The sequence below is a fragment of the Sphingomonas asaccharolytica NBRC 15499 genome, assembly GCF_001598355.1.
In the GTDB taxonomy this organism is placed as follows: Bacteria; Pseudomonadota; Alphaproteobacteria; order Sphingomonadales; family Sphingomonadaceae; genus Sphingomonas; species Sphingomonas asaccharolytica.
In genome coordinates, this window is record NZ_BCYU01000026.1 from 32,736 (window position 1) to 55,614 (window position 22,879).

Genomic DNA, 22,879 nt, shown 5'->3' on the forward strand with positions numbered 1-22,879 from the left:
AAAGATGCAACACTAAATTCGTGGCAAGATTCGATCAGGGACCACCAATGAACCTCGAAAAATTTACCGACCGCGCCAAGGGATTCCTGCAATCCGCGCTCACCGTCGCGATCCGCATGAACCATCAGCAGATCGCTCCCGAGCATCTGTTGAAGGCATTGCTGGAGGACGATCAGGGCCTAGCCGCGGGCCTGATCCAGAAAGCCGGCGGCGACGCGAAAAAGGCGACGAGCGAGACCGATCTCGCGCTGGCCAAGATTCCCGCCGTTTCAGGCTCCGGCGCGCAGACCCAGCCGGGGCTCAACAACGATGCGGTGCGCGTGCTCGATCAGGCCGAGCAGATCGCGCAGAAAGCGGGCGACAGCTATGTCACTGTCGAGCGGCTGCTCGTCGCGCTCGCGCTCAGCCTCAACACCGCCGCCGGCAAGGCGATCAAGGCGTCCGGCGCGACACCCGAGGGCATCAACGCGGCGATCAACGAACTGCGCGGCGGGCGCACTGCCGATACTGCAGGCGCCGAGGACCGCTATGACGCGCTCAAGAAATTCGCCCGCGACCTGACGCAAGCGGCGCGCGACGGCAAGCTCGACCCGGTGATCGGTCGCGACGAGGAAATCCGCCGCACGATCCAGATCCTGGCGCGCCGCACCAAGAACAACCCCGCGCTGATCGGCGAGCCCGGCGTCGGCAAGACCGCGATCGCCGAAGGGCTGGCGCTGCGCATCGCCAATGGCGACGTGCCCGATACGCTCAAGGACCGGCGGCTGATGGCGCTCGACCTGGGGTCGCTGATCGCCGGCGCCAAATATCGCGGCGAGTTCGAGGAGCGGCTGAAGGGCGTGCTCGACGAAGTGAAGGGCGCCGAGGGCGACATCATCCTGTTCATCGACGAGATGCACACGCTGATCGGCGCAGGCAAGACCGATGGCGCAATGGACGCGTCGAACCTGTTGAAGCCGGCGCTGGCGCGTGGCGAGCTGCATTGCGTCGGGGCGACCACGCTCGACGAATATCGCAAATATGTCGAGAAGGACCCGGCGCTGCAACGGCGGTTCCAGCCGGTGTTCGTCGGCGAGCCGACGGTCGAGGACACGATCTCGATTCTGCGCGGGCTCAAGGAAAAATATGAGCTGCACCATGGCGTGCGGATCACCGACGCCGCGCTGGTCGCGGCGGCGACGCTCAGCAACCGCTACATCACCGACCGTTTCCTGCCCGACAAGGCGATCGACCTGATGGACGAGGCGGCGAGCCGGATCCGCATGGAAGTCGAGTCCAAGCCGGAGGAGATCGAGACGCTCGATCGCCGTATCATCCAGCTCAAGATCGAGCGTGAGGCGCTCAAGAAGGAGACCGATGCGGCGTCGAAGGATCGCCTCGTCAACCTCGAAGGCGAACTCGCCAATCTCGAGCAGCAGTCGAGCGAGCTGACTCAGCGCTGGCAGGCCGAAAAGGACAAGATCGGCGCCGAGGCCAAGCTGAAGGAACAGCTCGATGCCGCGCGCATCGCGCTCGACCAGGCGCAGCGCTCGGGCGATCTCGCCAAGGCGGGCGAGCTCTCCTACGGCACCATTCCGCAGCTCGAAAAACAGCTTGAGGCGGCCCAGGGCGCCACCGTCGGCGCGATGCTGCGCGAGGAAGTGACGGCCGAGGACATTGCCGGCGTCGTCAGCCGCTGGACCGGCATCCCGGTCGACCGGATGATGGAAGGCGAGCGCGCCAAGCTGCTGCAGATGGAGCAGCAGCTCGGCAAGCGGGTGATCGGCCAGGCCGATGCCGTGCGCGCGGTGTCGACCGCGGTGCGCCGCGCGCGCGCCGGTTTGCAGGATCCCAACCGCCCGCTCGGCAGCTTCCTGTTTCTCGGCCCGACGGGCGTCGGCAAGACCGAGCTGACCAAGGCGCTGGCCGAATTCCTGTTCGACGACAGCGCGGCGATGGTGCGGATCGACATGAGCGAGTTCATGGAGAAACATTCGGTCGCCCGCCTGATCGGCGCGCCTCCAGGCTATGTCGGTTATGAGGAAGGCGGCGTTCTAACCGAAGCGGTTCGCCGGCGGCCCTATCAGGTCGTTCTGTTCGACGAGGTCGAGAAGGCGCATGGCGACGTCTTCAATATCCTGCTGCAGGTGCTCGACGATGGCCGGCTGACCGACGGTCAGGGCCGGACGGTCGATTTCACCAACACGATCATCGTGCTGACCTCCAACCTCGGCAGCCAATATCTGTCGAGTCTGGGTGATGGCGAGAGTGTCGCTTCGGTCGAGCCGCAAGTGATGGAAATCGTCCGCGGGCATTTCCGCCCGGAATTCCTCAACCGGCTCGACGAGATCGTGCTGTTCCACCGGCTCGGGCAAAGCGAGATGGCGCCGATCGTCGACATCCAGGTCGAACGCGTGAGCAAGTTGCTCGCCGACCGCAAGATCACGATCGACCTGACCCAGGCGGCACGCGACTGGCTCGGCCGTGTCGGCTACGACCCGGTCTATGGCGCGCGCCCGCTGAAGCGCGCGGTCCAGCGCTATCTGCAGGACCCGCTCGCCGACCTGATCCTGTCGGGTGAGGTCAAGGACGGGCAGACCGTCAAGGTCGATGAAGGCGATGGGAAGCTGAGGCTGACGGTCGTCTGACCCGCCATCGGCAGACAAAAAAGGGGCCGCTCCATCGCTGGAGCGGCCCCTTTCATTTGCCTCTCTGGCAGGGATCAGAACTTGAAGTTCGCCCCCGCACGGAACATGCGTCCGACGACGCCGGCCTGGGCAAAGGCCGGATTGTAGTTGGTGCCGCCATAAGTGTTGGGATCGAACGGCGCCTTGGCGTCGAACAGGTTCAGCACGTTCACATAGAAGGTGAATTTGTCCGTCACCTTCACCTGCCCCGTCATATCCACGTCGATGAAGCTCTTGACGTGGCACTGCTCCGCCGTCGCGCCGTCTGAGGCGACCCCGATCGCGTTATCGCAATTCGCGGGCACCGCGTAATCGGGCGCATAGCCCTTATATCCGCTGGTGTAATAAGCGGTGCCCGTCAGCGCGAATTTGCCGACCTCAAGCGTCGTCGACCAATTGCCACGCCATTTCGGCGTGCCAGAGTCCGACGTGTTGATATACGGCCCCTCGGTTCCGGCGAACTTCTGCAAAACTCCGCCGCTCGTCAGGTTGAGCTCGAAGACACGCGTCGCCTCGATCGTGCTGGTCAGCTTCACGTCCGACCCCAGCCGCTTCGAGAAGGTCGCCGACATGTCGAGCCCCGACGTCACCAGCGACGCGGCGTTGACGAAACTAGCGGCGACGATGTCGACAGTGCGGACAGCGTTAGGGAAGTTGGGATCAACCGGGTTCGGCGTGATCGTGTAACCCGGAAGCGGCGTCAGATTAGTGCCGCCGCTCGCATAATAGGCCGCGATCGCGTCCGAAGCGTTCGGCCCCTCTACGATGACGTTGTTCTTCTTGATGTGATAATAATCGACCGTGAAGCTGAGCCACCGCGCCGGCTGGATGATCGCACCGCCCGTGAACGACGTCGACGTCTCCGGCTTCAGGTTCGGGTTACCGGTGTTGAACTCGCCGAGCGCGTATTGCTGCACATAGGCGTTGTTGCCGTGCGCGGCGACAACGTCGGCCGGCGGCGTCGTGTTGACGAAGCCGATGACCTGTCCCTCCATCTCGGGAATGCTCGGTGCCCGGAACCCCTTCGAGAAGGTGCCGCGCACGGCAAGCTGCGGAATCGGGGAGAATTTGACGCCGACCTTGGGCGAGAAGTGCGAGAATCCTTCCGAATAATGGTCATATCGGCCCGACACGTTGACATCGAGCTCCTTCACGATCGGCGCGTCGAGCTCGAACGAAGCGGATTCGTTGTAGCGATGACCGGCTGCCGTGAAGAGATTCACGTTGAGGAACTGATAAGGCGAATAGGTGCCGGTCGGATCGAGCGGGTCCTGCACCGGGTTGTTGATCTCCTCGTAGCGGATCTGACCACCGACGCCGAGCTTCAACGCGCCACCGGGCAACTGGAGCAGATCCTTGGTCACGGTGCCCTGGACCTGCCACAACTGCGAACTGGAATTGCCGATCAGCGGATGCGAAATCTGATCGCGCACCGCCTGGCTGTTGGCGGACGGATTGGCGAAATTATATGCGCCCGTCTCGATCGCGTCCTCCAGGCCGGCATAATCGATCAAACCGATCTGGGTCTGCTTCACGTTGCTCTTCATGTAGGTGGCGTCGAGCGCGAAGTTCCAGCCGTCACCGAACGAGCCGTTGAGCCCGCCGGCGATGCGATAGGTCGTCGACAGCACCTTGGTGCTCGAGGGGATGTCGCTGAACTGATAGTTCAACAGCGCCGATTCACGCTGCCCCGAGACCGGGTCGATGATGTTGGCATAGGGATCGTAGGGATTGATCGACCCGTCGCGCAGCAGGGCCGGAAGCGAAAGGAAACGCGCCGTCGTCGGCTGACTGGCGCGCGTACCGTTTGGCGCACCGGTGAAATACACCTGATTCTGATAATAGGTGCCCATCAGATAGGCTTCGACATTGCCGCCGATCTTGACGGTGCCGCGGCCGGTGACGCCGAACCGCGTCTGCTCCGGCTGGAGCACACCGTAGCGGCCGGCATTGTTCTGCTCGCACCAGGAGCCACTGGTGTCGCTATGCTGGATCAGGCCCGTTCCGCAGTTACCCGCCAGGATGACCGACGGAGCACCGCCGCTGATGGCCTGCCCGCTCCAGATATTGCCAGCCTGTGTCAATCTGGCGGGCTGCACGACCGCCGCGTCGGTATTGGCGTGGACATCGATGCCGGTGGCGCCTGAATTGGTGTTGGCGTCAGGGGTTTGGCCGTCATCGGCCAACAGGCTCGACAGATCGTTGGTATTGTAGGGAAAGCCGCGGTCCGAATTCATCAGCATGTCGTCGCGCTGATATTCCCCGTTGATGTAGACGTTGAAACCCTGCGTCTGCAGATCGCCATATCCCGCAGTGAGGCTCAGGCGCTGGTGACCGGCATCGCCACGTTGCGAGATACCGCCTTCGACAGTTCCTTCGATGCCGGTGATCTGCTTCTTCACGATCACGTTGACCACGCCGGCAACCGCGTCCGCGCCATAGGTCGACGACGCGCCGTCCCTGAGCACTTCGACCCGGTCGACGATCGACTGCGGAATGGTGTTCAAATCGACGAAACTGCGAACTCCATCGTCGGCAAGCGGATAGTCTGCGGCGCGTAGGCCGTCGAACAGCACTAGGGTCGAGTCGGTCGTCAGGCCGCGCAGCGACACGGCCGAGGCGCCGGCCGCGAATGCGCCGTTGGCGGAAAAAGCCGTCGGCAGGTTGGAGCCGTTATTCGCGGAAAGCGACTGAATGGCGTCGGTCACGGTGGTGATGCCGCGACGCGCGAGATCCGTGGAGGACAAGACGGTCACCGGTGACGGGGTCTCGGTGTCCGCGCGCCGGAACAACGTGCCCGTGACGACGATGTCGCCCGTAGGAGCCGATTCGTCGGCCTGAGGTGCGGCGGCAGCCGGCGGAGCGGATGTATCCTGAGCAAAAGCGGGAGCGGCGAAGAGGGCAGCCGATGCGCCGGCACCGCACAAGGTCAATGCGCGCAGCGCTGCGCCCCCGCGAAGCGAGCGCGAAACAATGGAATTGGAGATCACGAGATAGGTCCCTTTGCCTGGCTCGTCCGTCCCCATCGCGGCTGAGCGTGCCAAGCCCCTGCGAACCACCCTCCCAGGTACGTTCGAGGCAGGGGGCGGCAGATGCGCCGCCTCGGAAGGACTGTAAAGCCAGTCCATACAGCCACTTGAAGCTTTGCCAAAACCTGTAGCAAAATGGCCACAGACGCTGCCAGGTGGCAGAACGCCGACCTAAAACGAGGGATTTTAAAGAGGTCCGCCTCGATCATTCAGGCAAGCGGCCCTCTCGGACAAAGAACTCGGCACGACGAAAAGAGCAGCCGGCAAGTCCCCGCATTCCCGAACTCCATCTCGGTCGGAGGCGGGGTAGCAAGCCATTTCGAATCTGGGCCCGCGCGGCCGCGGGCGGGTATCAACGTCGGGCCACGCCAGGCGGCGAAAAGATGGAAACCGGCTATCCGCGATCATGCCGATCGCAAAAATCCGGGCACTAGTTACCCCGCGAACACTGACCCCCGCTCGCGACGCAAAGCTGGGTTTGGCTGCGGTCGACCAGCGCACGGTCGTCACGCCGCTTCTCCGCCCATTGCGCGCGGGTCATGCAGACGCGGCGCGTGGCAAGGCGGCTGCCGAGCACGTCTTCCTGCTCGCACACCGTTTCGTTTGGATCGCGCGCTTTCTTCTTCGACTGTTCCTGCTGGTCGCCCGGCCGGGCAAAACCCGGCGAGGTGAAAGCAACCGCGGCCAGCGGCAATAGTGCGACGACGACGGCTATGCGCATTCTCATCTCTCCCGATCTGGCGCTATTCTGCCCCCGATCGGCGGGAAAGCCAACACCGCCATTGCGGTGGCGCGATGTGTCTTGCGCTACGGATGATCCGGCCGCCGCGGAGGAACGAAATTCTCTCGGCGCCAAATAGCATCGACCGGCTCTTCGGGGTCGGGAATGGCAAAACCGAGATAGCCGAAATAGGTCTGGATCAGGCGCTCGCCGGGATCGAGGATCGCCGTTCGGCCATGCATGAAACGCGTATTGTCGAGCATGAGGAGATCGCCCGGTTGCCAGTCGATCGCCACGCTCAGCCGGTCGCCGGTCGCCTTGATATTCTGCAACCACGCCTCGGGCACCAGGCTGCCGTCGTCGAGCACGGGATGATCGGGACGCCCGTGATTGAAGCGCGCGAAGAGCAGGAAATTCCCGAACGCCGGCGCGTCGATAAACATCGGCCGGTGAAGCGCCGGCCGCGAAAAGAATGCGACGATCCCATTCTCCGGCCCATTCTCCGGCCCATTCTCCGGATAGCGGCGAAATTGATAGGGGCATCCCGCCGGCGGTGCCGCGAGCTGCCGATCCGTCGGCGTCGCCGTTCCCAGCCAATATTCCAGCAATGACGGCCATGTCGGCTTGAGGTACAGCAGTCGCCGGTCGGCAAGCGCACGCCGCACCGGCTCGGACATCTCGCGCGCCAGCGCCACGCCGTCGCAGATCGTCGTACGCCCGCCGTAACTTGGTGCCGACAGACATCCGAAAAAAGCGACATCGGGCTTCCACGGCTCGCGCGACAATTCGGGGTGAAGCGAAAACTCGCTAACGCCGCCATCGACCGTATGAATATTGGCGTCGGCGTCGATCGCCTGCCGTCCAGCGCTCTCGTTGGTCACCGAGGTCGTACAGAACTGCCGAACGAAACGGCCGAAATATCCGACATCAACGCCAAAGCCCCGAAACAGGATGGCCCCATGCGATTTGTAGAGATCGACGATCGCCGCAGGATCAAGGTCGGTGATCGCCCGTTCTTCGGCGGCTTCGATCACAACCTGCGGTCGACCTGTGACGGGCAGGTGGATATGGGGCATGACTGCCGGAATAGCCGTCGAACGCGCGCTAGGCTATAGGATGGGCCCGTGCCGCCGACCATCGACGACCTCTTCGCTACCCCGGACCATTATCTCCATTCGTTCGACGGCGATGCCGCGATATTCATGCCGATGGATCGCGCCGCCTATCATCGTTCGATCTTTCTCGACCAACGGATTTCGCCGGCCGCCGCACGGACGATAGCATTCCCCGTCCAGACGCTCTTGCAACACCCGTCGCCGGCCGCGTCGACCGCCTGGATTTTCCATATGGCGCATTGCGGATCGACGCTGCTCGCGCGCGCGCTGGATAATCCGACGGCCAGCCTGGTGCTGCGCGAACCGTTTGCCCTGCGCCAACTCGGACTGAGACCGGACACCGAGCGGTTGAACCTGGTGCTGGCGATGCTCGGCAAGAGATACCGTGCCGATGCGCCGACATTGGTGAAGGCGAACGTGCCGGTCAACTTCCTGTTACCGCAATTGGCAGCAGCCGATCCGGACGCCCGCACAATATTCCTGTACCTCCCGCTCCGGCCTTATCTGCTCGCGATATTGCGGAGCGAAGCGCATCGCATTTGGGTGCGCAACGTAACCGTTCAGCTCAAGCCGTATCTTGGCGACCTGTCCTCGGCGCCCGATGCCGAGCGCGCCGCGACGCTCTGGCTCACCCAGATAGAGGCATTCGCCGGGGCTCTCTCGGCCATGCCCAACGCCGCCGCACTCAATGCCGAGCGGTTGTTCGCAGAGCCGCTCCACGTCCTGGAAGCCGCGACGCGGCATTTCGGCATGCCGATATCGGATGCAGCGCTTGAGGCGACCGTCGCCGGACCGCTCTTCTCCACGCATTCGAAAAACCCGTCGATCGCCTTCGACAATACCGCCAGGATTGCACTTGCCGCCGAGACCGAGTGCAAACTCCAAGCGGAGATCGCTGCCGCTGAAGCATGGATCGCCGAGCGGGGGGCGACACCGTCACCAGATGTCCGGTTCGGGCAGCGCGAGCTCATTCACTGAGGCGAAGAGCGCTTTCCGGTGCGCCGCGCCGGCGTATCGGCAAGAATAGCAATGCGTCATCGCGGCTGCGCGACGTCGAACGCGACGGTCAACCGCTCGCCATGCGCAAACGGCATCGTGCCGTGCCACATGGTCGACGGGAACAAGACGAGTTGGCCCGGCTTGGGCTCGATCGTCCGCACGGGCGCGAGGTCGAGCCCCAACCCCGCTTGCGGCTGCCCAAGCGTTAGCCAGCCCGCTTCACCACCGCCCCGCTCGGCCTCGTCGGGCAACGCGACATAAAAAGCCGAACTCAGCCAGCCTTGCGGATGGACGTGATTGGCATGATGGCCCTGCCCGGCAAGCCGTACCGACCAGGATCCCGCAAAGCGTATGCGCCGGTCGCGTGCCTTGGCCAGCGTCGGGTGACGTGGATCGGGCGCCGGCAGGTGCGCGACATGCCGTTCGACCGCGCGCACGATCGCCGCGCGCAAGGCGCGTAGCTCGGGCTCGGTCCGCGAGAAGAGCGGGCCATCGGTCTGCGTTCCGCCCCGCACCGATTGATCGAGATGTTCCGCCCGGGCGAGATGCAGGCCGCGGAGTATGTCCGCCAGCCGATCAAGCGGCGGCAGGTCGCCGGTCAAATCGGCCACCGAGACAAGTCCCGGCTGGCCATCGAGCCATTCCCAACGCGGATCGCCGGTCAGTCGCCAAGCGATCGCCCCATAGGGCCATAACGCCGGGTCGGCGGGATCGAGTCGCGCGTCGATCAGCGGCAGAACTTCGGTAATCCGATCCGACCGCAGCAGATGCCGCACCCGCCAGACGGTGGCTGCCGGATCGTCGATCGCCGCGAACAACGGTTCGGCCGGTTCGATCTGTCCCTGTTCTGATAACGCGATCGCTTCGTGCAGATCGAACCATGGCGACGCGCCGAATTGCCGGCGCGCGCGGCGGACGACGTCCAGTGCCTCGCGATACAATTCGCCGGCGACCAGCATCGCGATCCAGGCTTCCCACAGCGCGAGTTGATCGGACCTCGCCGTGACGGCCTCGGCGAACGATAACCCCGCCGCCGCCTTGCCCGACAATAAGGCACGGACCTGTGCCAATGCGCGATGTCCGTCGATCCAACCGGGATTGTTCTTCACCACCAGAGCCAGTTGATCGGCTGCGGTATCCCCCTCCCCGGCGGCGAAGCGCGCAGAGGTCAGTCCGGTAAGGATCTCGCCCGAACCGGGATTGAGCCGCCACGCCGTCTCGAACAGCGCCACCGCCGGCAGTCCCGCCTCGAGCGCGACATAAGCGCGGCCATGCGCGATACCGGCATCTCCTGGCGCCAGCCGCGCCGCGCGCGCAAACGCATCGATCGCCGCCTCATGCCGGTCGAGGCTGCGCTGGAGCAATCCGACCCATTGCCATAGGCGCGCAGTACCGATCTCAACCGCCGCCCGTTTCAGCCTGTCGAGCACAGCCTCTTCATTGCCGGTTTCGAGCGCATTGCGCGCCAGATCCTCCAGCGCAGCCGGATCGGCGATCACAAGCTGCCCGGCGTTCCGCCCTCGGCGCCGATCAGCGCGGCGACCGCGGCGCGCTCGATGGCGGTGAGATCGGGATGCCAGAGATCGACAATCAGCACGACGCGGAGCTGCGACGACGGATTGGCCGCCTCATGCTCGATCGTATCATCGAACACGAACGCTTCGCCGCGGCGCCATTCGCGCGTTTCGCCGCCGACGCGAAACCAGCAGCCTGCGGGGACGATCAACGGCAAGTGACAGACAAGCCGCGCGTTGCTGACCCCGACATGCGGCGGGATCGCGACGCCCGGCGCGAGCAGCGAAAACATCGCGTTGGGCGATGCCCCGGCAATGATCGGTTGATCGATCGCCTCGATCGCCGCCATCGTATGGGGGCAGCGATCGGCATTGGTCTCGACCCGCCGCCCGTTCTTCCACAAATGGATCGCGGTCCAGTCGGGATTGCGGTTGAGCGGCTGCCATTGCCGCATCGGCAAGTGATCAGGATATTGGATATAGGGCACCAACTCGCCGCGTTCGCTCGCCAACAGCGCCGCGAACTCGGCGGCGATGGCGTCGGTCTGCGCCTCGAGCCCGGCGAGCCATGGAAAGCGAGCCCGCGGGTGGAATTCGCGCTCGCTCAGCTCTGGAAAGAAGAAGTGGGTCGGCTCACTGTGATAGGCCCGCGTGCGGCGTAACGCATTGCTGCGAAACCGCGCGATGCGGCGGCGCTCATCGGCATCCGCGGCATCTTCGGCGTCCGCCATTGCCGCTTCGAGCCTTGTCGCGCGCTGATCGATCCATGCCGCATGCCGCCTCTCGCCCTCGGCCAGGACCCCTGCGAGTTGCGGGGGCAAGTCGCCAGCAGGCTTTTGCGCGATCGCATGGCCCCAGGCTTCGCCCATGCGTGGATCGCCGGCCGCATCGAGCAGGCTCGCGCGCATCATCAGCGCAGTGAAATCAAGCGGCGCCAGCGCCAGCGCGCGATGTACCGCGTCGAGTGCCGCGTCAGGCTGGCCCGCCGCACGGCTGATACCCGCCAGCCTGAGCAGGATCGCGCTATTGCCGGGATCCGCCGCCGATGCCTCCCGCAACAGCGCCTGTGCTCGGGCGAAATCGCGACCGGCTGCAGCTCGATCCGCTTCGGCGACGAGCTGCGGCGCCTGGTTCAAAGCGTGTACCCGAACTTTTCCACCCACGGTTCGAGCACCGGCAGGATCGGGTCGAGATGCGCGCGATATCGTTGCCACCTTCCGGCGGCGCGCCGGTAGATCGGCTCGGCTACCTGCGAATAGCTTGCGGTGGTGATCAGTCCACGCGCCTTGGCGGTGCGGGTGTGATCGAGCGCTTCCTCGTGCCAATCGAGCCCGAGGAAGTCGAATAGCGGCCGCACCTCACCTTCGACATCCTCGATCAGATGCTCGTAAACGATCGGATGCACGGCCAGCGGCAACAGCGAGCGTGCGGTTTCCCAATGACGAAAGGTGAGGTCGTAGAGATCCGCCGCGTCCTCGACCCGCAAGAAACTGGACGTCGCGGTGTTGAGCTTGAAATTGCTCATGAAGCAACTCAACACGACGTCGCAAGGATGGCGCAACGCGAGGATGAAGCGTGCCCGGGGGAACAGCCGCTGGATCAGCGGCGCCTCGTGGAGGAACAAGGGCGACTTGTCGATTAGCAAGGTGCCGGGATCGAGCGGCTCGATTTTCTCCACTTCCTCGAAATAGCGTGCCCGGGCAGCGAGGATTCCCGTATCGTCGAGCTCCGGAATGGCGGCGAACCCGCCAATCGCCTCATCGACCAGATAGAGCGGCGGCTGCTCTTCGAGCACGGTCGTGCCTGGATGGCCCATCAGGATGGTATCGAGCAACGTCGTGCCCGAGCGCGGGAAGCCGACGAGGAACACCGGATCGGGCCTTGCCGGCGCCGGATCGGCAGGGGACCAGCTCGCGAACCATGCCGGGGTCATTGCGGCGATCTCCTGACTCAGCGCCTGACGATAAGCCTCGGCCTGCTTCAGTGGTTCGTCGGAACTGGCGGCATGGAGACGATTGGCCTCCGTGAACCAGTGAAACGCGGCGTCGGTCCGACCCAGCCGGTCCAGCAATGTCGCGCGGAGATGGGCAGTGCGTTCGGGCTCGACCGAGGCGGGTACCTCGGAGAGGCTGGCCAGCCCTTCCTCGAACCGTTTGGCGCGGCGATGATCGAGCGCACGCAGGAAACCGAGCGCCTCGATGCTCACCCCTTTCGCTTCCGCCTCGGCGATCAACGCGGGGAATTCCTCCTCGCGATTGGTGTGTTCATACTGAATCGCCAGGCCGAGCCACGCATCGTTCAGCGCCGGATCTCCCGCGATCGCGTTGCGATAGGCGGCTTCGGCATCATCGAGACGGTTCAACAGACCATATTCGACCGCCGCCTTGAACTGGAGGTTGGCGTTGACCGGGTCGCGCCCGATCGCCTGTTCGAGCGCGGCGAGCGCGGCGCGATCGTCGCCCTCCTCCTTGAGCAGCACATAGAGATCGTGCAGCGGGCGGGCATCATCGGGAAAGTCGGCGGCCGCCTGGCGCAGCGTATCGGCCGCGTCCGCGCCCCGCCCGGCGGCGCGCAGCGCGGTGGCGAGATTGAGCCGGGTGGGAGCCGCGCGGGGGTCGAGCGCGACTGCGCGCTGCAACGCGTCGACACTGCGCTCGTCAGCCAGTGCCGCACGGGCATTGCCGAGATTGTTCCAGCTCTCGAAATCATCCGGCGCGCGCGCGACGACATAGTCGTACGCCTCGGCGGCTTCGCCGAACCGGTTCAAGGATTGCGCCAGGAAACCGCGATACCGCGCGACGCGCAATGTCGGGTCGGCAAACGCCAAGTCACGCGTCGCCACGTCGAGCGCGCCGGCCAGATCGCCGGTTTCGGTCAGCACCGCGATGAGGTTGCAGGCAATCGTAACGTCGCTCGACCGGGCTTGATGCGCCGCGCGCAAATGCCGAGCCGAGCCCGGAACGTCCCCCGAACGGGCGAGCAGCATGCCAAGAAAGGCATTGAGCGCGACGATATCGCCGCCCTGCACCAGCGCGCCCTCGGCAAGGCGCCGCGCATTGGCGATATCGCCCGCCTGCGCCGCCGCCATCGCCTGCCGGATGACGTCGGCGGTCTGTTGATCAAGTGTATTTACGCTAGCCACCGCGATTGTTGTAACCCTGCTCCGGCGTCTTGCAATCCGGTTTCGGTTTGTTCTCCGTGCACGAAAAAGGCGGCCGATCCGAGGATCAGCCGCCCTTCGTTGCAGGTCGAAACCCGACTTAGAAGTCGAGCGTCACACCGGCGAACAGATACCGCCCCAGCGCGTCATAGACCGCCGGATAGGTGTTGCCGTTGCAAGGACCGGTCGGGCACAGGTTCGAGCCGTCGCGGTTGCCGTTGCCGCTGGTGACGAACGGCGGCTGCTTGTCGAACACATTGTTGACGCCAAGCCGGAAGTTGAAGCTCTTACCCACGTTCGCGGTGATAGCGAGGTCGATATAGCTGTACGGCTTGAGGTGCAGACCCGGGTTGTAATTGAACGCCCCGTGCAGCGCTTGGTAGCTTGTCAGCGTCTCCGCCTTGACTGGGCCGATATAACGCCATTGCGCAGAGAAGCCGAGACCCATCGGAGTCTGCCAGGTCAGGCGAGCCTTGTGCCGCCAGCGCGGCATCGGCGAGCCGGCGTCGGTCGTGCCGCCCTTGCTGCAAGTCGGACCATAGAGGCCGGCGCAGTCATAGGGCTGGGTTACGCCCGAGCTCACCTTGTATGAGTCGAGATAGGTACCGATGAAGGTCGCCGAGAGGCTGCCAAGGCCACCGATCGGCTGGTTGTACGACCCGTTGACCTCGACACCGCGGGTTTCCTGCGTTCCCAGGTTGCTCGGCAAGTCGACGACATAACCGTTCGGGCTAAGCCAGAGCGATCCCGCCGTGTCGCGGTGGACCAGGCTGCACGACACCGGGGTGAAGGTCGCGGTGGCGTTGGTGACGCAGTCCGCCAGCAACGAATCCGGACCCGCCGAGCGGATCGCATTCTTGATCTTGATGTCGAACCAATCGACCGACAGCGCGAAGCGCGGCAGGAAGCGCGGCTGGAGCACGATACCGACCGACTTGGTCGTCGCCTTTTCCGGGGTCAGCGTCGGAACGCCGCCGATCAGGCCGTTATACTGGCCGGCCGGGTTGGACGCCGTCTTCTGATTAACCCGCAGCCCTTGCGCGAGGCAACCGTAATTGGTCGCCGTGATCACCACGCCTGCGCAAGGATCCTTCGAACCGTCGAGCGCGACCGTCTGAGTCGCGAACAGCTCCTGGATGTTCGGCGCACGCGCCGCGCGGTTATACGACCCGCGGAACTTGATGTCGCGGATCGGCGCGAAATCGACGCCGATCTTGTAGGTGTCGGTCTTATAGGTGTTGTCGGACGTCGTCTTGTAGGACGAGTAACGATAACCGGCGCTGAGGGTCAGGTTGTAGAAGAAGCTATCCTGGACCAGCGGAACCTGCGTTTCGCCGAAGAACTCGTAGACGTGGAAGCCGCCCTTGATCGGCAAGGTCGCGCCGCCTTGGCCGGTCAGATCTCCAGTCTGGAATTCCTGGTCGGTCTGCAGGTCGAGCGTCTCGTTACGGTATTCGAAACCAACGTTCACGCCGATGCCGTCAGTTGCCCATGGCGTCTTGAGGCCGTATTCGCCGAGCCGGCCGGTGAACGACACGTCGGCAATCTGCTCCGTGGTCTGACCGCGCTGGAAGCCGGTCGCCGACAGATACTTGACCGACGCCGCACTCGCCGCCCCTGCGCCGCCGAACACGTTATAGGGGACGCAGTTGGGATCGGTTCCATCGCGCACCGACCGGCAGATCGGCGTGCCGCCGGGACCGGCGACAACGTCGAGCGCCCTTTGCAAGCGGGCAACCGAGAATTCATTGGTATAGACCTGCGAATAGACGGTCTTGCCGTATTGGTAATAAGCGTCGTACGACCACGCCTTGCCCAGATCGCCCTTGGTCCCAAGCACGGCGCGATAATTGGTGTGTCGCAGATCGGCGTTACGCGAGCCGCCTTCCACATTGCGCCGCAATAGCTGGAAGAACCCCTTGTTGTAGGTCGCACCGGTGACCGGGTCGATATAGGTAAGGGGCGCTCCGCCCGGGCCGGGAGTGCCGTTCGTACCATCATTGTACGGCGCACCAGCTGCCAGCGGGAAGCCGCCGAGCTCGCCATTGATCAGGTTCTCATCGGCGCAAATGACGCCCGCCTGGGTAGCGGACATCAGCGGGTTGCGGCCTCCACCCGCCGCGTTTCCGGGTGCGCCGCAATTGATCGTCAGCGTATTGCCGAAATCGCCCGATGCCGCGATCTGCGCATTGGTGCGGTCGTCCATGAACATGAATTCGAGATACGGCTTGATCGCGTCGCTGATTTCGTAGTTCGCGAACAGACCGGCCGTGTAGCGCTCGTCGTCGCGCTGATAATAATTGGTCGGCGCGAAATTGTAGAGGCTGGTCGAATTGGCGAAGCCGCCATTCGGCTTGAAGGTGAAGATCGTCGACGTACCGCCGGCGAAGACGACCGCATTACCATTATCCGAGGTCGCCGAGCCGCCGCAACGCGGCACGCCCTTGGTCGTGTTCTGAAGCACGCAGGCGGAATAATCGCGATTGGCCTGAACGACCGGGTTCACCTTGCGATAACCGAAATAGACCACCGCATGACCGCGATCGTCGTCGAAGCCCGAACCGATCGACATCGTGCCGTCAAACTGGCCGCCATCCGCGGACGGGCCGGTCGGATAGCCGTAGCCCGACAGACCCTGCCCCTGACGGTCGTTAAGCAGCGGCGTCAGGAACTTGTCGCGGTTATCGTGCTGGTAGAAGCTGTATTGGCCATCGAACCGGACACCGGTGAAGTTGGTGTCCATGATGAAGTTGACGACGCCCGCAACCGCGTCCGCGCCATAGGTCGACGAGGCGCCGCCGGTCAGCACTTCGACGCGCTTGATCATCGAGGCCGGAAGGATGTTGATGTCGGCCGCCGAACCGCTGGTGGGGCTCGGATCGCCCGGCAGCAGGCGGCGTCCGTTGACCAGCGTCAGGGTACGCGTGGTGCCGAGACCGCGAAGGTCGATCGTCGCCGTGCCGTCCGCGCCATTGGAGAGCGAAGACGCCTGGCTGGCGAACACCGACGGCAAGGTGTTGAGCAGATCCTCGACCCGGCCCGTGCCCTGCAGCTTGAGATCTTCGTTGTTGACGACGGTCACCGGCGCGACCGACGTGATGTTGGCCGACTGCGGAATGCGCGAGCCGGTAATGACGATGTCCCGGTCCGGGGCCGCATCCGTTTGCGGATTCGCCGGCAAGCCAGCCGGTGCATCCGGAGCCGGCGTGGTCTGGGCGAAAGCCGGAGTAGCGAAGAGCGCCACGCCGAGCACGAGCGGAGCTGCGCCGCCACGCAGCGCGTTCTTGGTCCTGTTGGTCAACCCCATTTCCTTCCCGATTCTGACGCTCTGATTTCCCCGCCATTTTTCTTCCCAATGGCTAGGGCACGTCTATCGTTATGTACTTGCAACGACTGCGGCCGCTTGTAAACGCGCAGAAAGCGCCGAAAGATAATCAACTGTCCGAGTGTAGCGCCGTTGCAACACTCGATATCGGGGGGAAGGCGATGCCGAGAAGCCTCAACAAAGCTGCGGTCGTCACAGCCATAGTGCTCATGGCCACTGCAGCCGACGCGCGCGACGAGATCAAGCCGCGCGCCAAACTGCTGCAACAGACGCTCGATTGCATCGCGATCAAGGCCGACGCCGAACGGCTGGCTTGCTACGATCGAACTGTGACCGCGCTCGGCAAAGGCGAGGAGACGCACGAGATCGTCGTCAGCGATCGCGAACAGATGCGTGAGACGCGACGTTCGCTGTTCGGTTTCCGCCTGCCCTCGCTGTTCGGCGGCAAGGATGACGGCGAACTCGATCGGATCGAGACGACGATCTCCAGCGTATCGCGGTCTTATGACGGCGGCCTGGTCCTGGCCGTCGACGGCGGAGCACAATGGGTGCAAGTCGACTCCCGCGCGATCGTCGGCAAGATTCGTCCAGGCGACAAAGTGACGATCAGCCGCGGCACGATGGGCGCCTATTTCGCGACGCTTGCGGGCCGGCCATCGTTCAAGGTGCAACGTCGCGAGTAAGTGCTGGTCACGGCTCGGCGCGTAATACCCCCGGCATCGGCCCCGCAACCAGCAGCGGATCGATCTTCGCATTGCGCCAGCGCAGGCTCCAATGGAGATGCGCCCCGGTCACGCGCCCGGTCGCGCCGGAAAACGCGACGATCTGCCCTCGCTTCACCGCCTGGCCAGGTGTCACGACAATCCGGGACAGGTGCATCAACGCGCTGTTGAGGCCCATGCCATGGTCGATCATCAACAGATTGCCTTCGAGCAGGAAGGGATGATCGGAGGCCAGGATGACGACGCCGTCGGCCGGCGCCAGCACTGGGGTTCCCGCCGGCACCGCGACATCGGTGCCCGAATGGTACGATCCCGCCTCGCCGTTGCGATAGATACGCTGCGATCCGAACAGGGTCGAAATACGCCCGGTCGCCGGCCACATGAACGGCTGGCGCCACCCCACCGACCCCGTATCCTGCCGCCGCGCTGCGTTGATCTGGGCGATTTCGGCCGGACGCAATTTCTCGAATTGCGGCATCGGCACGGGATATTTGGGCAAGGTCGACAGGCGCGATATGTCCCACGCCCGTGGATTGATCGTCAGCGTGCGCGAGAGCGAGCGGCCATCGTCCAGCGTCGCGGTCACGGTCGCCGCCGGCCCGGCATCGCGGTCGAACGCGATCACGAAGCTGCCGTCGGGCGCCACCGGCACGTCATCGCCATTGAAACTGACCCGCCGGGCCCCGGCCGGCGCGGTGCCGATCAGCAGGCCGCCCTGGATCATGCTGCCCTTGAAGCTGAAATCGCCGAGCGGGACCGTCGGCATGCGTGACGCGGGCGGCGGCGGTGTGGTGACGACCACAGGCGTGGGACGCGTGGCGGGCGGCGAGCCCGGCTCGACGCAGCTACCCAGCACGGTCAACGCGGCGAGGCCGAGGACCCAGCGCCGCGCGCGCCTCACTTCCGTCCTTCAGCCTCTAGCGCGAGGTCGGCGCTGGCATAGGCTTCCTGTCGCGCGACACTCCAATAACGCAGATCGTCGAGCGCGATCGGCACGCCCGATATTGCGCAGGTAACATGGCCGCCCGGCACCAGCACGCGAAAGCCATTGGCCATATAGTGGAGGCGCGCCGGCCGATCGGTATTGGACATCAGCATTGCAGCGATCCTCTAAATCTCAAAAAAGTCAGGCCGGCCCCGCCTATTGTTACAGCAAAGTCGGCTGTTCCGGCTTGTCCTTTACATATGCTTTGCCGCCCGCACCCTCAACCCGCGCTGCAACGTCACCATCACCAAAATGGAGCACCAATGCGCCGGCCTTGCGCGCCGCCGCCGCGCTGGTCAGCACGCCACCCGTCTTCGCCTCGACCCAGGCATAGCCGCGGTCGAGCACGTGGCTGGGATTGAGCGCCTCAACCAGTTTCCAGGCGCCCGCCAACCGATCGCGCGCCGCCGACAGACGTTGCGCCAGCATCGCCGGCCGCAACGCCCCGGCGCTACGGTCGAGCTGGCCGCGCGCCAGCGTGATGCGCCGTTCGAGCGCGCGGTCGAGCCGCTGCGCATTGTCGTCGGCACGCTGGCGCTGCGGCCCCAGTAACGCGTCGCGTTTGGGCAGCAACCGCGCTAACCCGTCGCTCTGCTCGCGCCCACGCTCGACATAGCGCCAGGCGCACCGCTCGGCGCGTTGCGCGTACGAATCGAGCCCCAGCCGCAAGTCGGCGAGCACCGGCACCGCGATTTCGGCCGCCGCGGTCGGCGTCGGCGCGCGCAGATCGGCGGCGTGGTCGGATAGGCTGGTATCGGTTTCGTGCCCCACGGCCGAGATCAGCGGGATCGAGCAAGCGGCGATCGCCCGGACCACCACTTCCTCGTTGAATGCCCATAAATCCTCGACCGACCCGCCACCACGCGCGACGATGATAAGGTCGGGACGCGGTACCGGCCCGCCCGGCGCGATGGCGTCGAACCCGGCGATCGCCGCGGCGACGTCGCGCGCTGCGCCGTCGCCCTGCACCTTGACCGGCCACACCAGGACATGCGTCGGGCAGCGATCGGCGAGGCGGTGCAGGATGTCGCGGATCACGGCGCCCGTCGGCGAGGTCACGACGCCGATCACCTTCGGCATGAAGGGCAGCGGCTTCTTGCGGCTCTGGTCGAACAGCCCTTCCGCGCCCAATTGCGCCTTGAGCTTTTCAAGCAGCGCCATCAGCGCGCCCTCGCCCGCCAGCTCCATGCGGTCGACGACGATCTGGTATTTGGACCGGCCGGGATAAGTGGTCAGCTTGCCGCTGACGATCACTTCGATCCCGTCCTGTGGGCTGAACGGGATCAATGCCGCCTGCCCTTTCCACATCACGCCGTCGATGACGGCCTGGTCGTCCTTGAGGCTCAGATAGCAATGGCCCGAAGCAGCGCGCTTCCATCCGGAAATCTCGCCGCGCAAGCGCACGCGGCCGAATTCGCCCTCGACCATCCGCTTCAACCGTCCCGATAGTTCGGACACGCTTTCGGCGGCGGAATTGTCGCCGGGCATGGCCTCGGCTACCAGCCGCGGCGAATCTTCTGGAAAAGGGTCGGGCATGAACGTCCTGCTGATCGGGTCGGGTGGACGCGAACATGGCCTCGCGTGGAAGCTCGCGCAATCGCCGCTGCTCACCAAACTCTACGCCGCACCCGGCAATCCGGGGATAGCGGAAAGCGCCGAGCTCGTCGCGATCGACGTCACCGACCATGATGCGGTGATCGATTTCTGCCGCGCGAACCATGTCGAGTTCGTCGTGGTCGGCCCTGAGGCGCCGTTGGTCGCTGGGATCGCCGACAATCTGCGCACCGCCGGCTTCGCGGTGTTCGGCCCCGACAAGGCGCCGGCCCAGCTCGAAGGATCCAAGGCCTTCACCAAGGCTTTGTGCGACCGCGCCAACATCCCGACCGCAGGCTATCGGGCCGTTCACTCGCTCGACGAGGCTCGCGCCGCGCTCGCCGCATTCGGCGCGCCGGTCGTGGTCAAAGCCGATGGCCTGGCGGCCGGCAAAGGTGTCGTCGTCGCGATGACCACCGCCGAAGCCGAGGACGCGGTCGAAACATTGTTCGCCGAGCCGGGCGCTAGCGCGGTGATCGAGGAATTCCTCGAGGGCGAGGAAGTCAGCCTGTTCGTGCTGACCGACGGCCGAGCGATGGTCGCATTCGGATCGGCGCAGGACCACAAGCGTGTCGGCGACGGCGACACCGGCCCCAATACCGGCGGCATGGGCGCGTATAGTCCCGCCCGCGTACTGACGTCTGAGCTCGAGGCGCAGGCGCTTCGTGAGATCGTCGCGCCTACCATTGCCACGCTGGCGGCGGAAGGCATGCCCTATTCGGGCGTCCTTTATGCCGGGCTGATGCTCACTAACGATGGTCCCAAGCTGATCGAATATAACGCGCGCTTCGGCGATCCCGAATGCCAGGTGCTGATGATGCGGCTCGACAGCGACCTGCTGCCGCTGCTGCTGGCGATCGCGCAAGGCCGGCTGGCAGAGGCGCCCGCGCCGGTCTTCGGCAACGATGTCGCGCTGACCGTGGTGATGGCGGCGGCCGGCTATCCCGGCACGCCCGAAACCGGCGGCACTATCGACGGGATCCAGGCTGCTGAGACGGCCGGAGCGAAGATATTCCAGGCCGGCACCAGGATCGCCGAGGGCCAGTTGGTCGCATCTGGCGGCCGCGTGCTCGCGGTGACTGCGCGCGGCGCCGACGTCCGCGCGGCGCAGGCTGCCGCCTATCGCGCCGTCGATGCGATCGACTTCCCGAGCGGCTTTTGCCGCCGCGACATCGGCTGGCGCGAGATTGCACGCGAGGGCTGATCGGCGGCGGCGCGCCGAGCGGCGGCCGCCCTGATCCCGATCACTGGCGAAACGGCCGCTCCGCCTCTAGGATAGAGGGCGTTTCGTCGTTCAGGAAAACTGTTCATGGCCTCCGCCTCTTCCTCGCCACCAGTCGGTGCCGCCTCCTATATCTTTCACGACTGGACGGTGATCGTGCTGATCCTCATCGCGGTGTTCGCGGTGCTGGTGATCGCCGGCATGATCTGGGGCCAGAAGAAAGCCCGCGAGCGCCACCGTGTCGAGGAAGCCGCGGAGGAACGCGCGGAGGAAGCGGGCACGACCTTGCCTCCCGCACCCGCGCCACCACCGGCGGCTGCCGATACCGGCTTGCCGCCCGATGAACCGCGCCTAAAGCCGGAGCCGGAAACGCTGCCGAGCTCGCCGTCTGCTCCGCCAGCAACCCGCAACGTCGAACCGGAGCCCCTGGCGGCGCGCGAACTTGCGCCGGAACCGATCGCGGCGTCGGCAGCCGAGCCCGAACCGGTCGTGGAGCCGGTAGCAGAGCCTGCCCCGGCACCAGCCGCCGACGCTCCGACCGAACCGCCAGCCCCACCGCCGCCGGAACCCGCGCCGGTGCCAGAGCCCGTCGTCACACCGCCGGAACCTTCGCCGCCACCCGCGCCCGCCGCACCTGCACCGGATGTCGCCGGCGCGCTCGCGCTGACCGCGATCAAGGGCCTGGGACCCAAGGTCGCGGCGATGCTCGCCGAGCGCGGCATCACCCGGGCCGATCAACTCGCGGCGCTATCGCCCGACGAGGCGTCCGCGCTTGACGTGCAATTGGGCGCGTTCACCGGGCGGATGGGACGCGATCGCTGGGTCGAACAGGCCAAACTGCTCGCGGCCGGCGACACCGCTGCTTATGAGGCGGAGTTCGGAAAGCTGGGTTAGCCTTGCGCTAATCGGATAAGTGCGGTGACGTGAATCACTCCCCGCGCGCCCTCGATACCAGCAATTTGTCGATCCGGCGGCCGTCGAGGTCGACCACTTCGAACCGCCAGCCCTGTTGCACGACGCTCTCACCTTCCTCGGGCAGCCGCTTGAGCGCTGCCAGCACCAGACCCGCGGCGGTCGCGTAATCGCGATCGTCGGGCAGGTTGAGGTCGAGTTTCTCGGCGACCAGGTCGGCCGACGCCGAACCGGCGACCAGATAGCTGCCATCCTCGCGCTGGACGAAATCGGGGCTTTCGTGCGGATCGGTGTCCGACGCGAATGCCCCCGCAATCGCCGCGAGCAGATCGGCCGGGGTCACGATGCCTTCGAAATGTCCGTATTCGTCGTGGATCAGCGCCATCGGCACTTCCGCACGCCGCAGCCGCACCAGCGCGTCCATCGCGTCGAGCTGATCGATCACGATCGGCGCCGAGCGCATCAGCACCTTGAGATCGAGCCGATCGCCACGGATCGCCGCCGCAACGATGTCGCGCGCCTGGACCACGCCGACCACCGAATCGACCGACCCCTGAGCCACCGGCAACCGCGTGTGCACCGTCGTTGCGAGCTTCTCGCGAATGCCGGCATCGTCCAGCCCGATATCGAGCCAATCGACTTCCGTCCGCGGTGTCATCACCTCGCGCACCGGCCGGTCGGCGAGGCGGACCACCCCCGAGATGATCGAGCGTTCATGCTCCTCGATCACGCCCGATTTGGACGCCTCGGCGACGATCAAATGGAGTTCCTCGGCGGTGACCGGGTCCTCGCTGTCATGGCTCAGGCCGATCAGCCGGAACAGCATCGAGCTGGTCGAATCGAGCAGCCAGACGACCGGCGCCGCGACCCGCGCGAGCCAGGTCATCGGCAGCGCCATCACCGCCGCGATCGGCTC

At 65.1% G+C, this 22,879-nt stretch carries 16 protein-coding genes; 5 read left to right on the forward strand and 11 right to left on the reverse strand.

All coding sequences use genetic code 11. The features are described 5' to 3' along the window. Window positions 1-47 precede the first annotated feature (47 nt). Window positions 48-2,627 (forward strand): ATP-dependent chaperone ClpB, encoded by a 2,580-nt coding sequence (gene clpB / locus SAS01S_RS09325; RefSeq protein ID WP_066807407.1) that lies wholly within the window; start codon window positions 48-50, stop codon window positions 2,625-2,627. Between the two features lie 74 nt (window positions 2,628-2,701). Here the strand turns inward: clpB and SAS01S_RS09330 are convergent, their stop codons facing one another. The 3 genes from SAS01S_RS09330 to SAS01S_RS09340 all read right to left on the reverse strand — a co-directional run bounded on the left by SAS01S_RS09330 (window position 2,702) and on the right by SAS01S_RS09340 (window position 7,450). Further along, window positions 2,702-5,656 carry a TonB-dependent receptor plug domain-containing protein gene (locus SAS01S_RS09330; protein ID WP_245656823.1) on the reverse strand — a complete coding sequence of 985 codons (2,955 nt, stop codon included), beginning with the start codon at window positions 5,654-5,656 and terminating at the stop codon, window positions 2,702-2,704. A 469-nt stretch (window positions 5,657-6,125) separates the two neighbouring features. Further along, the gene (locus tag SAS01S_RS09335) at window positions 6,126-6,416 is read right to left on the reverse strand and encodes a hypothetical protein (RefSeq protein ID WP_066807409.1); all 291 of its coding nucleotides are present in this window, start codon (window positions 6,414-6,416) and stop codon (window positions 6,126-6,128) included. Between the two features lie 86 nt (window positions 6,417-6,502). Then, on the reverse strand, window positions 6,503-7,450 hold the full coding sequence (locus SAS01S_RS09340) for a TauD/TfdA family dioxygenase (protein WP_169804933.1): 948 nt from the start codon (window positions 7,448-7,450) through the stop codon (window positions 6,503-6,505). Window positions 7,451-7,540: 90 nt separating this feature from the next. Here SAS01S_RS09340 and SAS01S_RS09345 point away from each other — a divergent pair, with 90 nt between their 5' ends. Continuing rightward, on the forward strand, window positions 7,541-8,509 hold the full coding sequence (locus SAS01S_RS09345; RefSeq protein ID WP_066807411.1) for a hypothetical protein: 969 nt from the start codon (window positions 7,541-7,543) through the stop codon (window positions 8,507-8,509). Window positions 8,510-8,565: 56 nt separating this feature from the next. Here SAS01S_RS09345 and SAS01S_RS09350 read toward each other — a convergent pair whose 3' ends face one another. The 4 genes from SAS01S_RS09350 to SAS01S_RS09365 all read right to left on the reverse strand — a co-directional run bounded on the left by SAS01S_RS09350 (window position 8,566) and on the right by SAS01S_RS09365 (window position 16,505). Next, window positions 8,566-10,029, reverse strand: a complete 1,464-nt coding sequence (locus SAS01S_RS09350; RefSeq protein WP_066807412.1) for a putative 2OG-Fe(II) oxygenase — start codon at window positions 10,027-10,029, stop codon at window positions 8,566-8,568. Further along, window positions 10,026-11,180: an aspartyl/asparaginyl beta-hydroxylase domain-containing protein gene (locus SAS01S_RS09355; RefSeq protein WP_157082746.1), complete on the reverse strand. Its 1,155-nt coding sequence runs from the start codon at window positions 11,178-11,180 to the stop codon at window positions 10,026-10,028. Before SAS01S_RS09355 ends, SAS01S_RS09350 begins: the two co-directional genes overlap by 4 nt. Beyond that, entirely contained in the window at window positions 11,177-13,186 is a 2,010-nt protein-coding gene (locus tag SAS01S_RS09360; protein WP_066807414.1) for a tetratricopeptide repeat-containing sulfotransferase family protein, read from the reverse strand. The genes SAS01S_RS09355 and SAS01S_RS09360 overlap by 4 nt, the downstream gene beginning before the upstream one ends. Window positions 13,187-13,304: 118 nt before the next feature. Then, window positions 13,305-16,505, reverse strand: a complete 3,201-nt coding sequence (locus tag SAS01S_RS09365; RefSeq protein ID WP_245656824.1) for a TonB-dependent receptor domain-containing protein — start codon at window positions 16,503-16,505, stop codon at window positions 13,305-13,307. A gap of 233 nt (window positions 16,506-16,738) precedes the next feature. Here SAS01S_RS09365 and SAS01S_RS09370 point away from each other — a divergent pair, with 233 nt between their 5' ends. Continuing rightward, window positions 16,739-17,212: a hypothetical protein gene (locus SAS01S_RS09370; RefSeq protein WP_066807416.1), complete on the forward strand. Its 474-nt coding sequence runs from the start codon at window positions 16,739-16,741 to the stop codon at window positions 17,210-17,212. A gap of 7 nt (window positions 17,213-17,219) precedes the next feature. Here SAS01S_RS09370 and SAS01S_RS09375 read toward each other — a convergent pair whose 3' ends face one another. Genes SAS01S_RS09375 through xseA form a run of 3 tightly spaced genes read right to left on the reverse strand, consistent with a single transcriptional unit; the run spans window position 17,220 to window position 19,772 of the window. Further along, complete coding sequence (locus tag SAS01S_RS09375) at window positions 17,220-18,152, reverse strand: M23 family metallopeptidase (RefSeq protein ID WP_245656825.1); 933 nt, start codon at window positions 18,150-18,152, stop codon at window positions 17,220-17,222. After that, window positions 18,149-18,349 carry a DUF2093 domain-containing protein gene (locus tag SAS01S_RS09380; protein ID WP_066807417.1) on the reverse strand — a complete coding sequence of 67 codons (201 nt, stop codon included), beginning with the start codon at window positions 18,347-18,349 and terminating at the stop codon, window positions 18,149-18,151. Before SAS01S_RS09380 ends, SAS01S_RS09375 begins: the two co-directional genes overlap by 4 nt. Before the next feature lie 49 nt (window positions 18,350-18,398). After that, window positions 18,399-19,772: an exodeoxyribonuclease VII large subunit gene (gene xseA / locus SAS01S_RS09385; protein ID WP_066807418.1), complete on the reverse strand. Its 1,374-nt coding sequence runs from the start codon at window positions 19,770-19,772 to the stop codon at window positions 18,399-18,401. On the opposite strand from xseA, the gene purD reads away from it, so the two are divergent. Both purD and SAS01S_RS22975 read left to right on the forward strand, forming a co-directional pair. Next, entirely contained in the window at window positions 19,771-21,033 is a 1,263-nt protein-coding gene (gene purD, locus SAS01S_RS09390; protein ID WP_066807419.1) for a phosphoribosylamine--glycine ligase, read from the forward strand. The genes xseA and purD overlap by 2 nt on opposite strands. A 105-nt stretch (window positions 21,034-21,138) precedes the next feature. Beyond that, window positions 21,139-21,945, forward strand: coding sequence for a helix-hairpin-helix domain-containing protein (locus tag SAS01S_RS22975; protein ID WP_066807420.1), 807 nt, complete (start codon window positions 21,139-21,141; stop codon window positions 21,943-21,945). Window positions 21,946-21,979: 34 nt separating this feature from the next. On the opposite strand, the gene SAS01S_RS09400 is transcribed toward SAS01S_RS22975, so the two are convergent. Beyond that, window positions 21,980-22,879, reverse strand: a 900-nt coding sequence (locus SAS01S_RS09400; RefSeq protein WP_066807421.1) for a hemolysin family protein, incomplete at its 5' end; no start/stop codon positions are given.